A 14,467-nucleotide genomic window follows, 5' to 3' on the forward strand; every position below is an offset into this window, starting at 1 on the left:
ATATGGAATTACCTGATGACCCGATGATGCTTTTCAGCATGGTGAATATGAAACTTCGTGACTGCTATCATTCGCTGGACGAGCTTTGTGATGATATGAATGTAGACAAGGAGCTGTTGGTGAAAAAATTGAAGGCGGCCGGATTTGAGTATAGTAAGGAAAACAACAAGTTTTGGTAGATAGAGGGATCAGCCCGTTCCGGAAGAATGCTTGGGACGGGCTGATTTTTTTATTGAGATACCTATTGTTGATTATTTTTGTATAAGTCCTGTTTCCGGTATTGCAACAGGGATGTTCCGGTATGCCGCTTGAAGAAACGTCTTAAGGTGGCAAGATTGGCAAACCGGGTTCTTTGAACGATTTCCTGTATGCTGATGGATGGATTCTCCAATAATGCGTAAATCTCTTGCAGGGTATAATGTATAATCCATTCTTTGGGGGATTTTCCACTTACCAGAGTCAAGGCTTCAGTCAGGTATTTGGAGGAAACATGCAACTTTTCGGCATAGAACGCCACTTCTTTGTTTTCTTTGTAATGCTTTAACAGCAAATCCAGAAAAAAGTATCCGATTTCTTCTTTATGCAAGGTGGTGACTTTATGTTCTTTTACTGTGCTGTAATAGTCTGCATAAAGTTCCAGAAAAGGTAATTTCAGCAGATTGGTAATAGATTCTTTTGTAAATAAATAAGTTGGAGAAGTAGCTCTGTTGTATAGTAACCGGAAATAGAGGGAGAACTGTTCCGCTTTCTCTTGGGATAGCGAATAGATGCAGTGGGTTTGGGTGTAGGTATGAAAACCGGTCGGAAAACGTTTGATACTTCCATTGATCACGTCATAAAAAAGGGCATTTGAAAAAGTACAATAATCGATGGTGAAAGTCAGACTGGATTTTATAAATGAAACCAAGAATCCCGGCATGAAAATAAGAATGTCGTTTGCACAAATAACATATTTCCGGAGACCAATCTGGATCTCGGCATTCCCTTCAGTACACATACCCAAAACTCCTTCCGGCAGATAAGAGGGGTATTTGCTGAAAGGCACTGTGTGCGCATCCATATAAATACTGAAATCTTGATCGGACAGTCCTTCTTTGGTATCCTGTGGTTTTGGGGTATTATATAACATACTTTGTATCAGCTCTAGGTTCACAAAATTAGAATTTAATGATACATTCCGCCGGAAGTAGTGGACATAAGGGAAAATAAAACGGAAAAAAACTACGTGTATTTGATTTTTTTAATATAATGATAGGAGAACAATTTTAGCTTCCCGTAAGTTGTAGGAGAACACGGAAAATTATTCTTTTTTACAGAAAGAAGGGTGAATTCAAAAAGATCGTTTGATTTGTTTTTGAATTCACCCTTTATGAATGGAGCGGAGTTATTTTTGCGCCAGTAATTTGGCTATGGCACGGTCGGGTTTCCCGGTTTCTGTCAGGGGAAGTTTGAATACCGGAACAAAACGTTTGGGACGCCAGTAGGGAGGTAATTGATGTGTGCAGGTCTGTTCTATGTCGTCGGGCAGTTGCCCTTCGGCAAGCAGCACAATGATTTCTCCGAATTTTTCGTCGGGAGCGGAGGTGATCAAGAAAGGAACGGACAGGTGTTCTTTCAATGCGGCCTCTACTTGTTCTATCTGCACTTTCACTCCTCCGGTATTGATCGTATTGTCTTTTCTGCCTAGAATGCGGAATTGGTTCTGTCCGTTTATCTCGGCTATGTCATTGGTCACCAGTTCTTTTCCGCAAATTTCGGGAGCGTATATCACCAAGGTGTTTTCTTTACTCAGACGGATCTGTATGCTCTCGAAAGGGGTGTACCAGTCTGAAGCTTCAGGACCGTTCAGTCTGCGTAGGGCAATGTGTGATAAGGTTTCGGTCATGCCGTAAGTAGACCATACGGCATGGGGGAAATCTTTTAACGCAGCGTTCAATTGGGAGTCGATAGGACCACCTCCGATAATGAGGTGCCTGATTTGTTGCAATATCGCTCTCTCTTCGGGAACTTGCAGTGAGTTATAGACTTGCATGGGGATCATGGCGGCAAAGACGGGGGCTTTTGTCAGGTCTTTTAAAGGATGCCCGGATGGAGTGACAGGCAGCAAGTCCAGTCCCGCTACCAAGGCACGTACTACCACCATTTTTCCGGCAATGTATTGCAAGGGCATACAGAGCAGGGCGGAATCTTCTTTTTGTAGTCCGAGGAAGGAACAGGTGAGGCAGGCGCTTTCCATCATGCGTTCTTTTTCTACATACAGTTCCTTGGGTTTGCCAGTGGAGCCTGAAGTATGTACCAGCAGGGTGTCTGCCGGGTCAAACCATTCGGAAAGAAAGGAGAAAAGTTCCTGCCGGAAACTTCGGTTGTCGGCAGGGATATTCATTCTTACCATTTCAATTTCCCAATTGGAGTAGGGGATGCTTTCTATCAGAATGGTTTGTTTGTTTCTATTGGTGCAGAATTTTGTCATTGTTTCAGCCAGTTTAGTAAATCGGGTTCTTGTTCTTCGGGGTGGAACCAAAGGCAGTCCCCTTCGATGTGAAGCGGATAGTCTATATTGTCGGTAAACAGCAAGCCGGTACCTAGTCCTTGGGGGAGGGCGGGCTGCAAGGTGGCACACCATTGTGCGATGGCATTCAGTCCGATATTGGACTCCAGAGCGGAAGTGACCCATGAGCCGATGCCTCTTTCAGCCGCCAGTTCCATCCATTCTTCGGAGCCGCTGATTCCTCCGTGCAGAGAAGGTTTCAGGATAATGTACTGAGGACGGATGGTTTCCAGCAATTCTATTTTCCGGTCGCGCCGGTTGATGCCTATCAGCTCTTCATCCAGTGCAATGGGAAAGGGGGTGGCGGCACAGAGTCGGGCCATTTCATCCCATTGTCCCGCACGGATGGGCTGTTCGATGGAATGGAGCTGGAATTCGGAAAGACGATGTAACTTTTCGAGGGCATCGGTAGGAGAGAAAGCACCGTTGGCATCTACACGCAGTTCGATTTGGGCTGGGGTGAAATGCTGGCGGATGTGCGCCAGCAGCTCCAGTTCCTTTTCAAAGTCGATAGCGCCTATTTTGAGTTTGATGCAGCGGAAACCTTGCTGCATCTTTTCCCCGATGCGCCGGTACATCTCGTCAAAGTTTCCCATCCAGATGAGTCCGTTGATGGGGATACCCTCTTTGCCTTTGCTGAACGGGGTGTGCCAGAATTGCAGGCTGCGTGCCCGGAAATGCAGCAGGGCGGTTTCCATACCGAACAGGATGGACGGATAGGGAAGCAAGGCTTCCCGGTCTATTTCCCCATTCTTTTCCAGGTTCTTGCAGGCAGTGGCCAACACCTCGTCGTATGAGGGGATATCATCACAGCTCAGGGCAGGGAGAGGGGCGCATTCACCCACGCCATAGTGGCGGCTGCCGGTGTCGGTGAGGAGGATGTACCATACATCCCGGGTAGTATATACTCCTCTGGAAGTACCGGCAGGTTGCTTGAAGTGTAATTGTTTTTTTATAATTTGGGTTTGGAACATTTTTTTTTATGTGTAGTTGGTTTGGTATATTTATCCCTGACAATCTCAAAGGCGCGTTGGACCCATGTGTATATGCTCGTGTCGGGAATATCACCATCAAAATTAAGTTGAAGCCAATGTTTCAGACTTTGGTTGATGGGATTGCCGACTGAAACATGTCTCTCTTTTATATACTCAATTTCGTCCGAAGTAGATTTGACATTGACAAAAGTGAAATTGTCAATGTCTATAAAACAGAACATGTGTCCATAAACATAAAAGGCAAGGATAGAATCATATCTTGCAGCAAATTTGCCAAATGGCATCTTTTCGGAAACGTCACCTAACGAAAGACAATATTTTCTGAATTCTTCAATGTCCATGCTTTGAATTTGTAGTTTGTTTATGGGAACTTCGGATAATCCTGGAACCGTGGCTTGCGTTTTTCCAAAAATGCCTTCCCTCCTTCCTGCGCTTCCTCTGTCATGTAATACAGCATGGTGGCATCTCCGGCAAGTTCTTGTATGCCGGCTTGTCCGTCCAGTTCGGCATTCAGTCCGGCTTTGATCATACGAAGAGCGAGCGGGCTGTGCTCCATCATCTTTTCTGCCCATGCCACGGTTTCGTCTTCCAGGCGGTCGAAAGGAACGACTGTATTGACTAATCCCATTTCCAGTGCTTCCTGTGCGGAGTATTGACGGCAAAGGAACCATATTTCACGGGCTTTCTTCTGCCCTACGATGCGTGCCAGATAGGAAGAGCCGAATCCGGCGTCGAAGCTGCCTACCTTGGGACCTGTCTGTCCGAAAATGGCATTTTCTGAGGCAATGGTCAGATCGCATACCACATGCAGCACATGGCCGCCGCCGATGGCGTAACCGTTTACCATGGCGATGACCGGTTTTGGCAGTGACCGGATTTGCTTTTGTACGTCCAGCACATTCAGACGGGGAACTCCATCTGTGCCGATATAACCGCCATGACCTTTTACGTGCATATCTCCCCCGCTGCAGAAGGCTTTGTCACCTGCTCCGGTCAGAACCACTACATTGATATCCTGGCACTCGCGGCAGTAATACAGGGCGTCGCTGATTTCCGAAGTAGTGGTGGGGGTGAACGCGTTGCGGTAACGCGGACGGTTGATGGTGATTTTCGCTATTCCGTTGTAAAAGTCAAACAGAATATCTTGATATTCTTTGATGGTTTTCCATTTTCTTGTTTCCATTATTCATTTTTATTTTTAAGTCCGTGATAATATTCTCTTAATAGGGTGGTGTCTTTTTCCTTGTCGGTAAACACCTCCAGCAGCATGGGTTGCATCCTTGTCTCGGGTGAGGTGAATGGCTGCATCGCTTCTTCCAGCTCTTCTTCTCCGGTCACTTTCATGTAAATAAAGCCACGTTCTTCCGCCCAGCCTTTGGCGGTGGTGTAATGCTCGGCTGTGATAAACTCCCGGGAACGGCTTGATTTGTCCATTCCAGGCAGGGTATGGAATATTTCTCCTCCTTCGTTATTCAGTAACAGGATGCGGATGTTGGCACCGTAATTTTGATTCCACAGTGCGTTCATATCATAGAAGAAGCTCAAGTCGCCTATGATGATGAAATTCAGCTTGCTGGAAGCGGCGGCATAACCGATGGCGGTGGACAGGGAGCCTTCTATGCCGTTCACGCCCCGGTTGCAACAGATTTCCACCCGGGGAGGAACTGTAAATAACTGTGCATAGCGCACGGTGGAGCTGTTTGCCAGATGCAGGGCACAGGGTTCGGGTAATGCCTGAATGAGTTTTCCGATAACGGAGATTTCGGAATAAGCAAGATCCGGCATCGGAATGGTTTTGCAATAGTTTTCCCACATCAGCGGATAATGGGTCGGTTTGTTGTCCAGCAGGAAAGCTATTTTTTCCAAGAACTCAAACGGATCCATCTCGATGACGGTGGTCAGGCAACCGTATAAATCGGCTATCTTCCCGTCGGCGGCAACATGCCAATGTTCGCGCGGGGGATGATTGCGCAGGTATTTCTTCAATTGCTTGGATACGATATGTCCGCCGTAGGTAATCAGTATTTCGGGGGCCATGTCTTCCTGGCGCTCCGGCGTCATGGAATAAACGGCGGCGTCGAAATTCTTGATAGGAATGCCGGGGATGGTCTGGTTGCCCAGATGTTCCGTCAACCAGGCGAAATGTTTATAAAGCGGTTTCACATATTTTTTCTCGAACAGGTAAATCAGATTCATCTGGCCTACCACGACCATGCGCTTGTTGTACTTGTTCAGCCGTTCGATCAGTTCCTTATAGTCACGGTCGTACACGCTCAGTCCCTGATAACGGGTGATGACACGTGCCTCGGGAAGTGTTTTGGCGGTGAAGCGGTAGATGGGTTCGGAAATGGGTACATTGATATGTACGGGTCCTTTGCCGTGGTGGGTGGTTTCCAGTATGGCTTCGTTGATGAGGCGGTTGCAAAACCATTCGTCTTCCTCTGTATGTACTTCGGGCAGGTTGACAGACATCTTGACTAACGTTCCGAACACATGGGGCTGGGGCAGGGTTTGTCCGTCCATTTGTCCTATCCAGGCGGCGGGGCGGTCGGCAGAAATGACAATCAGAGGTACTTGTTGGTAAAAAGCTTCGGCTACGGCAGGGTGCAGGTTCAGCAGGGCCGAACCGGAGGTGCAGCATACTGCGGCAGGACCTCCCCCTTGTAAAGATAGGCCGATAGCAAAAAAACCGGCACTGCGTTCATCGGTTACAGAATAACAAGTGAAGTCCTCTATATTGGCCAGAGTGTGTACGATGGCAGCATTACGGCTGCCGGGACAAAGCACTATTTTCCGCACACCGTGCGCTTTGAGAAGTGCCACCAACTGAAGTATGTTCTTTTTGTCTGAATACATTATTCTTCTACTTTAATTGTTTCCATTTGTTTACTTATAAAGTCAGGATGAAGGATGCTCCGCATCGTATTCATCTTGTCTCCCGTTTCCACCCATTCCGATTCTACTTCCGAGGAAGCCAGTATTCCTCCTCCTGCATACAGGATGGCTTCACCCGGCTTTATTTCCATGCAGCGCAGATTGACGTAGATATCGGTATGTCCCTCTGTGTCCAGCCATCCGGTGAATCCGGAATAATAACTGCGGTCGTACCCTTCGTTGTTCAGAATAAACCGGAAAGCCTCCTCTTTGGGCAGGCCGCAGACGGCGGGAGTGGGATGGAGTTCTTGCAATAAATCGCCTATATGGTCTGTATTTTTCAACAAGAAATAAAAATCAGTCTTGAGGTGTACCAATTGTCCGGCACGGGCGGTATAGGGACCTTTCTCCGTCATCTTGTTGCCGAATTTTTTGGCGATCCGGCGGATATAATCAGCCACATAGCCCTGTTCTTCTTGGTTCTTCTTGTCCCAGTTTGTCGGCATCACTTCGTCCTGCATCGGCATTGTACCAGCCAGGGCCACGGTGTGCCATTCTTTGCCTTGTCCGCTTAATAAGATTTCCGGTGTGCTGCCCAGCCAGGTTCCGGAAGCGGGGGTGTGGCATAGGTAAATCATCATGCGCGGATAATTGTTACAGGCCCGGACAAAAGCGCCAAGTGGTGAAAAATCATCTCCGATATGTCTGGCGGAAGAACGTGACAGAACCAATTTTTGAAACTGCTTCTCTTGTAAGGGAGTGATGAAACGCCCGAATGCGCGGGTATATTGTTCTTTATCCGTTTCTTCGGAAACAAAAGGAGAGAGTTCATTCTGCCGGCTTTTGCAGGTGAGCAGGGTATCCACACATTCCAGTGAAGACAGTGCTTCGCTGATTTCGTTCCAGTCGTATGCCGTGACATCCGGACGGATAAGTACCAAGGGATGTTCCTCCGATATCCGGAAAGGAGCCACGACAAATCCCTTTTTTTCATTCAGTTCTTGAATGTCCGCTAATTGTTCCACATCGCCCGAGGTTTGCAATACCAGGTAGCATTCGTCTGTCCAAGGTAACCGGTAGAGGGCGAAACCGAGGTGGCTATGTGTCAGGCAATCCAATAATTTTTGCGTATGTATATCTGGTAGATTCATTTCTTTTTCAGTATGAAATTAACGACACGAACAGTAGAAACCAGTTCTCCCTGTGGAGTGGTGATATCTATATTCCATATATGCGAGGATCTGCCGCGGTGAATCAGTTTGCCGGTGGCGAATACTTTGCCTCCGACGGGTACGGCCGACAGATGATTTCCACTTACTTGTACTCCGCAGGCATATTCGCCTTCCCGGCATAGCGACATGGAGCCATGTCCTGCCACAATCTCGGCCAGAGCCAGTGACGCGCCGCCGTTCAACATACCAAAGGGTTGTGAAGTACGATGGTCTACAGGCATTTCGGCATGTACCGCATTCTCGGTGGGGGGTAGAAACCGGATACCCAGATGTTCCGCCATCGAATTCGAATAATCAGGTTTGCAGGTTATTTCTTCCATCATTTGTATGTCTGTTCTTTTCTATAGGGCTACAAAAATACATAAATTTTAGATGAAAATGTCGCTAATGTTGTTCTTTTAAGAACAAAAACATTCGGGGTTTGTTTCTATTTTCGGAATATATTTTTTATTTTGCAAAAAGAATTCGTACAAATGCAACAACGAATGAATAAAACAATAATTTAATACCTATGCTCATTACGATTATTATCCTTGTACTGTCCGCAGTATTTTTTGTAAATGGCAAGATACGGTCGGATCTTGTGGCTCTTTGTGCTTTAGTGGCTTTGTTGATTTTTCAGATATTGACGCCTGACGAGGCTTTGTCCGGATTCTCCAATTCGGTCGTCATTATGATGGTGGGGCTGTTTGTGGTTGGCGGAGCGATTTTTCAGACGGGACTTGCCAAAATGATCAGTTCACACATTCTGAAATTAGCGGGTAAGAGTGAATTGAAATTATTCTTGCTTGTAATGTTGGTGACTTCTGCTATCGGGGCTTTTGTGAGCAACACAGGTACGGTGGCTCTGATGTTGCCTATCGTGGTCAGTCTGGCAGTCAGTGCCAACATGAATCCCAGTCGTTTGCTTATGCCGTTGGCGTTTGCCAGCAGTATGGGAGGTATGATGACACTGATTGGTACGCCGCCCAACCTTGTTATTCAAAATGCGTTGACTTCGGCCGGTTTTCCTCCGCTTTCGTTCTTCTCTTTTTTTCCGGTAGGGATTATTTGTGTGGCAGTGGGTACTTTGGTGTTGCTTCCGCTCAGTAAATGGTTTCTTTCGAAACGGGGGAAAAACGGAGACGACAATGTTCATTCGGGCAAATCCCTGAAACAGTTGGTGAAGGAATATGGGCTATCCAGTAATTTGTTCCGGTTGAGGGTGGTCGGTGACTCCCGGCTGCATGGAAAGACGATTATAGAGTTGGATATCCGGCGCAAGTATGGATTGAATATACTGGAGGTGCGTCGTGGGGATATGTCACAACACCGCTTCCTGAAAACAATTACTCAGAAGCTGGCCGATCCCGGTACGGTTCTTCAGAAAGAGGATATTCTGTATGTGACGGGGGATTTTGAGAAAATAAAGTTGTTTGCCGAAGATTATCTGCTGGAGATGCTGGACGAGCATACTACCGAAGAAGCGAAAAACTCAGCCAATTCATTGGATTTTTATGACATAGGTATTGCTGAAATCGTTTTGATGCCTTCCTCCAATCTGATAAACCAGACGATAAAGGGGGCGGGCTTTCGTGATAAGTTTAATGTGAATGTACTGGGTATCCGCCGGAAGAAGGAATATTTGTTGCAGGACTTGGGCAATGAGCGGATTCATAGCGGGGATGTGTTGCTGGTGCAGGGTACATGGAACAATATCGCCCGGCTGAGCAAGGAAGATGCCGACTGGGTGGTACTGGGACAACCGCTGGCCGAGGCTGCGAAGGTCACGCTGGATTACAAAGCACCGGTAGCTGCGGTTATCATGGTGCTGATGGTGGCAATGATGGTGTTCGACTTCATTCCGGTAGCTCCGGTGACGGCGGTGATGATTGCGGGTATCCTGATGGTACTGACAGGATGTTTCCGCAATGTGGAGGCGGCTTACAAAACCATTAACTGGGAAAGCATCGTACTCATTGCGGCCATGCTGCCTATGTCGCTGGCATTGGAAAAGACAGGGGCTTCCGAATACATTTCGAACAGTCTGGTCAGTGAACTGGGAACATACGGACCGTTGGCGCTGATGGCGGGTATTTATTTCACTACTTCCCTGATGACGATGTTTATCAGCAACACGGCTACCGCAGTGCTTCTGGCTCCTATCGCGATGCAAAGTGCAACACAGATAGGGGTAAGTCCCGTACCTTTTCTCTTTGCGGTGACACTGGGGGCAAGTATGTGTTTCGCTTCTCCATTCTCCACTCCGCCCAATGCGCTGGTGATGCCCGCCGGACAATATACCTTTATGGATTATGTAAAGGTAGGGCTGCCGTTGCAGATTATTATGGGCATTGTCATGGTGCTGGTACTTCCTTTGCTGTTTCCTTTTTAAGTTGTTTATAATATATGATGCCGATGACGTCCGCTATAAACCATCCGATAGGAATAGACCACCAGATTCCGATGACCCCGATGGCAGGAATGCCGGCAAGCCAATAGGAAAGGGCTACACGGGTTCCCAACGATACCACTGTGAGCACTACGGACATTCCCGGCATACGGATGGCCCGATAATATCCGTATAACAGGAACAAAATCCCGATTCCGCAATAAAACGCTCCCTCGATGCGTAAATAACTGATACCGATGTTCAGAATTTCCGTTTCGTGGGGGCGGACAAAAATCAGCATCAATAGTTTGGCGAATAAAAAGACCAGAATGGAAATGACCAGAGAGAAGAGAACGGTGGTAATCAAGGCACTTTTCACTCCTTTGCGGATCCGTTCCTCTTTTCTCGCTCCGAAGTTCTGGGCAATAAAGGTGGAAAAGGCATTTCCGAATTCCTGTACCGGCATATAGGCAAACGAGTCTATTTTTATTGCTGCCGCAAAGGCGGCCATGACTACAGTGCCAAAACTATTGACCAATCCTTGTACCATCAGAATGCCCAGATTCATCACCGACTGTTGTACACAGGTCAGTGCGGAGAACGAAGTGATCTCTTTCAGGCAGTGACGGTCGAAATGCAGGTCGTTGCGGTGTAATCTCAGTTCGGGGTATTTCACGTAGGCATATCCCATAATTCCCAAAGCGGATACTCCCTGTGCGGCCACCGTGGCGATGGCTGCTCCCTTGATTCCCCAATCCAACTGCAAGATAAAGAATAAATCCAGCCCGATGTTCAGTACAACGGAAACCGCCAGAAACCAAAGAGGAGTAACGGCATCTCCTATGGCACGCAGTAATGCCGCATAGAAATTATAGATAAAGGTAAAGCCGATTCCCCAAAAGATAATCCACAAGTAATCATACATCATGCCATAAATATCTTTGGGAATCTGCAATAACCTGAGAATGGGATGAATCCAGACGAAAGCCGCTATATTTAGAATCAATGTTACTGTACCGATCAGCAGGGCGGATACATAGATGTTACGGCGTAGGGAATCCGTTCGTCCGGCTCCATATTGCAAGGAAAAAACGGTTCCGCTTCCCATGGACAATCCCAGCAGGATGGAAATGAGGAAAACCATCAGCGTATAGGCGGAACCGACGGCAGCCAATGCGCCGGAACCTATACATTGTCCTACAATCAGCGTGTCGGCTATATTGTAACACTGTTGTAGCAGTGAGCCTATAATCATAGGTAAGGTAAAACGTAGCAGAGTGCCGGTGATACCTCCCTGCGTCAAGTCTATTTTAGATAACATGATGCGTGTCTGTTCGATTCAATTTCTTATTTATTTTGAAATTTATTGCGAAGGTAGGGAATAAAATATCAAACAACAATAAAGATTGTCTATTTAATACCCGGAATGTTCTTTCTCCTTAAAAAGAGTTAACTTGATAATATTTTCCATAGGAAACTTTTTATTATAAGAAATATCATGTATGTTTGCATAAAGTTTCCATTGGAAAATATTAAATCAAATAAAATAGTTTAATTATGAAGTATATAGTAATAGGAGGCGTAGCAGGAGGTGCAACTGCTGCCGCACGTATCAGAAGAAACACGGAACAGGCGGAAATCATTTTGTTCGAGAAGGGAGAATACATTTCGTATGCCAATTGTGGTCTACCTTATTATATAGGAGGTGTGATTGCGGAGCGGGAAAAATTGTTTGTACAGACTCCGGAGGCTTTTGGGAAACGTTTTAACATAGATGTGCGTACCCGGTCCGAGGTAATAGCCATCCATTCTGCCGAGAAAACAGTGGATATTCGTACTTCCGACGGGAAAACTTATACGGAGAGTTATGACAAATTATTGCTTTCTCCGGGTGCGTCGCCTGTTCGTCCTCCCTTGCCGGGCATTGACAATGAAGGGATTTTTACCCTACGTAATGTGAATGATACCGATGCTATCAAGAGTTACTTGCAGCAGCATAAGGTGAAACGGGCGGTAATCATCGGGGCCGGATTCATCGGGTTGGAGATGGCGGAGAATCTGCAGGAAGCCGGTGCGGAAGTGGCGGTTGTAGAGATGGCAAATCAGGTCATGGCTCCTATTGATTTCTCTATGGCTTCTTTGGTGCACGAGCACTTGTTGCAGAAAGGAGTACATCTCTATCTGGAAAAGGCGGTGGCTTCTTTCGAACGCACGGTCAACGGACTGGAGGTTGTTTTCAAATCGGGCGAAAGGCTGCCTGCCGATATGGTGTTGTTATCCATCGGGGTACGTCCCAATACCTCATTGGCGACAGAGGCCGGACTGGAGATAGGGGAGATGCGCGGTATTAAGGTTAATGATTACTTGCAGACTTCCAACGAGCATATTTATGCGGTGGGCGATGCTATCGAGTTCCGTCATCCACTGACTGATAGACCGTGGTTGAATTATCTGGCAGGTCCGGCCAACCGTCAGGCGCGTATTGTGGCAGATAACATGGTCTTTGGAAATAAGGTTACATACGAAGGGGCTGTCGGTACTTCCATTGCCAAAGTTTTTGATATGACTGTCGCTGCTTCGGGCCTTCCGGCAAAACGGTTGAAACAGGCAGGCATTGATTATTTGTCGGCAACCATCCATTCCGGTTCCCATGCGGGATATTATCCTGATGCTTTACAGATGTCCATTAAAATAACTTTCTCTCCCGTGAATGGGAAATTACTCGGAGCGCAGATTGTGGGGTATAACGGAGTGGACAAACGTATTGACGAATTCTCGCAAGTGATTAAGCATAACGGAGCTGTTTATGACTTGATGGCTTTGGAGCAGGCATATGCTCCTCCTTTCTCTTCGGCTAAAGATCCTGTAGCAGTAGCCGGATATGTAGCCGGAAATATACTGAGCGGAAAGATGAAGCCTCTTTATTGGCGCGAATTACAGGCTGCCGATTTGAGTAAAGTTACGTTGGTTGATGTCCGTACTCCCGATGAATTTGCACTCGGTGCTTTGAAAGGGGCTGTCAATATTCCTTTGGATGATATGCGCGAAAGGATGGAAGAGATTCCTCAGGATAAGCCGGTCTATTTGTATTGTGGAGTAGGGTTGAGAGGGTATTTGGCTTCTAATATATTGTTACAGAATGGTTTTGGGGAAGTAAAGAATTTGATAGGAGGTTTAAAACTGTATAAAGCGGCAACGGCTCCTCTGCCCGAGCCGGAGGAGTTTTCAAATTCTGGCTCTTCAAGTTCTGATTCTTCAAAAGTTGATCATTCTGAACACAGTAAAGATTCTGCTGGAGCTTATACTATTGCCTCTTCCGTCATTCCTTCTATGAAAGCAATAAAAGTGGATGCTTGTGGCATATCTTGTCCCGGTCCTATCATGAAACTGAAGAAGAGTATGGAAGAACTGGCGGACGGCGAACGTTTGGAAATTGTCGCTACAGATGCCGGTTTTCCCCGCGATGCCGAGGCATGGTGTCAAACTACCGGAAACCGTTTTGTTTCAGTAAATTCAGGAGCAGGAAAGTATCAGGTAATTGTTGAGAAAAATACTCCGCAATCTTCTTCCTCGGAAGTTTGCCGGGAGGATAAAGGGAAAACTTTTATTCTGTTCAGTGATGACCTGGACAAAGTTTTAGCTACTTTTGTACTCGCAAACGGTGCGGCGGCTACGGGAAAGAAGGTAACCATCTTTTTTACTTTCTGGGGGCTGAATGCCATCAAGAAGCTGGACAAACCTGTGGTGAAGAAAGATATCTGGGGGAAGATGTTCGGCATGATGCTGCCTTCCAGTTCTTTAAAGTTGAAGTTGTCTAAAATGAATATGGGCGGAATGGGAGCTAGGATGATGCGATATATTATGAATAAGAAAAATATCGATTCATTGGAATCTCTGCGTGCTCAGGCTATTCAGAACGGAGTGGAGTTTATTGCCTGCCAGATGTCAATGGATGTAATGGGTGTGAAACGTGAGGAATTGCTGGATCATGTGACTATTGGTGGAGTGGCAACTTATATGAACCGTGCCGAACAGGCGAATGTAAACTTGTTTATTTAAATTTTCATGGAGAAAATAAAATCAATATGTGTCATGAGAGAGCTGTTCAAGGCTCTCTCTGAACTTGAAACCCGCTTAATGGAACAATATGGAGTGTCATTGAATGAGGCAATGGCACTTTGTTGCATTGGTGGAGATACGCTGACGGCTAGTGTGATATCGGAAAACACAGGTCTGTCTGCTTCGCATACCTCTAAGGTCATCCGTTCCATTGAAGAGAAAGAATTAATCGTCCGTAATTTGGGGGATAAGGATAAACGGCAGATGCATTTTACTTTATCCGATAAAGGGCATGAATGTTTGGAAGCGCTGAAAGCAAATGAAATAGAAATACCGGAACTATTAAAGCCATTGTTTAAATAAACCCTTCTCTTTTCCATTTGTTTAT

13 protein-coding genes are annotated in these 14,467 nt (G+C 46.4%); 4 read left to right on the forward strand and 9 right to left on the reverse strand.

Annotation, left to right across the window (positions count from 1 at the left end; all coding sequences use genetic code 11):
- The first annotated feature begins 2 nt into the window (after positions 1-2).
- Positions 3-179 (forward strand): DUF4250 domain-containing protein, encoded by a 177-nt coding sequence (locus tag GKD17_RS06120; RefSeq protein WP_005840500.1) that lies wholly within the window; start codon positions 3-5, stop codon positions 177-179.
- A gap of 62 nt (positions 180-241) precedes the next feature.
- Here the strand turns inward: GKD17_RS06120 and GKD17_RS06125 are convergent, their stop codons facing one another.
- The 8 genes from GKD17_RS06125 to GKD17_RS06160 form a co-directional block, all read right to left on the reverse strand.
- Positions 242-1,129 carry a helix-turn-helix domain-containing protein gene (locus tag GKD17_RS06125; RefSeq protein WP_007837541.1) on the reverse strand — a complete coding sequence of 296 codons (888 nt, stop codon included), beginning with the start codon at positions 1,127-1,129 and terminating at the stop codon, positions 242-244.
- Positions 1,130-1,384: 255 nt separating this feature from the next.
- Positions 1,385-2,470: an AMP-binding protein gene (locus GKD17_RS06130; RefSeq protein ID WP_007837543.1), complete on the reverse strand. Its 1,086-nt coding sequence runs from the start codon at positions 2,468-2,470 to the stop codon at positions 1,385-1,387.
- Positions 2,467-3,522: an o-succinylbenzoate synthase gene (locus tag GKD17_RS06135; RefSeq protein ID WP_007837545.1), complete on the reverse strand. Its 1,056-nt coding sequence runs from the start codon at positions 3,520-3,522 to the stop codon at positions 2,467-2,469. The genes GKD17_RS06130 and GKD17_RS06135 overlap by 4 nt, the downstream gene beginning before the upstream one ends.
- Positions 3,501-3,884 carry an MmcQ/YjbR family DNA-binding protein gene (locus GKD17_RS06140; protein ID WP_007837546.1) on the reverse strand — a complete coding sequence of 128 codons (384 nt, stop codon included), beginning with the start codon at positions 3,882-3,884 and terminating at the stop codon, positions 3,501-3,503. The genes GKD17_RS06135 and GKD17_RS06140 overlap by 22 nt, the downstream gene beginning before the upstream one ends.
- A gap of 20 nt (positions 3,885-3,904) precedes the next feature.
- On the reverse strand, positions 3,905-4,726 hold the full coding sequence (menB, locus tag GKD17_RS06145; RefSeq protein ID WP_007837547.1) for a 1,4-dihydroxy-2-naphthoyl-CoA synthase: 822 nt from the start codon (positions 4,724-4,726) through the stop codon (positions 3,905-3,907).
- Complete coding sequence (gene menD / locus GKD17_RS06150) at positions 4,726-6,399, reverse strand: 2-succinyl-5-enolpyruvyl-6-hydroxy-3-cyclohexene-1-carboxylic-acid synthase (protein WP_007837548.1); 1,674 nt, start codon at positions 6,397-6,399, stop codon at positions 4,726-4,728. The genes menB and menD overlap by 1 nt, the downstream gene beginning before the upstream one ends.
- Positions 6,399-7,568: an isochorismate synthase gene (locus tag GKD17_RS06155; RefSeq protein ID WP_007837549.1), complete on the reverse strand. Its 1,170-nt coding sequence runs from the start codon at positions 7,566-7,568 to the stop codon at positions 6,399-6,401. Before GKD17_RS06155 ends, menD begins: the two co-directional genes overlap by 1 nt.
- Positions 7,565-7,972, reverse strand: a complete 408-nt coding sequence (locus tag GKD17_RS06160; RefSeq protein ID WP_007837550.1) for a PaaI family thioesterase — start codon at positions 7,970-7,972, stop codon at positions 7,565-7,567. The genes GKD17_RS06155 and GKD17_RS06160 overlap by 4 nt, the downstream gene beginning before the upstream one ends.
- Before the next feature lie 188 nt (positions 7,973-8,160).
- Between GKD17_RS06160 and GKD17_RS06165 the strand changes: the two genes are divergently transcribed.
- Positions 8,161-10,023 carry an SLC13 family permease gene (locus GKD17_RS06165; RefSeq protein WP_007837551.1) on the forward strand — a complete coding sequence of 621 codons (1,863 nt, stop codon included), beginning with the start codon at positions 8,161-8,163 and terminating at the stop codon, positions 10,021-10,023.
- Here GKD17_RS06165 and GKD17_RS06170 read toward each other — a convergent pair.
- Complete coding sequence (locus GKD17_RS06170) at positions 9,986-11,341, reverse strand: MATE family efflux transporter (RefSeq protein WP_007837552.1); 1,356 nt, start codon at positions 11,339-11,341, stop codon at positions 9,986-9,988. The genes GKD17_RS06165 and GKD17_RS06170 overlap by 38 nt on opposite strands.
- Before the next feature lie 236 nt (positions 11,342-11,577).
- Here GKD17_RS06170 and GKD17_RS06175 point away from each other — a divergent pair, with 236 nt between their 5' ends.
- Both GKD17_RS06175 and GKD17_RS06180 read left to right on the forward strand, forming a co-directional pair.
- Complete coding sequence (locus tag GKD17_RS06175; protein ID WP_007837553.1) at positions 11,578-14,079, forward strand: FAD-dependent oxidoreductase; 2,502 nt, start codon at positions 11,578-11,580, stop codon at positions 14,077-14,079.
- Between the two features lie 33 nt (positions 14,080-14,112).
- The gene (locus GKD17_RS06180) at positions 14,113-14,442 is read left to right on the forward strand and encodes a helix-turn-helix domain-containing protein (protein ID WP_007842555.1); all 330 of its coding nucleotides are present in this window, start codon (positions 14,113-14,115) and stop codon (positions 14,440-14,442) included.
- The last annotated feature ends 25 nt before the right edge of the window (positions 14,443-14,467 follow it).

Source organism: Phocaeicola dorei (assembly GCF_013009555.1).
Taxonomy (GTDB): domain Bacteria; phylum Bacteroidota; class Bacteroidia; order Bacteroidales; family Bacteroidaceae; genus Phocaeicola; species Phocaeicola dorei.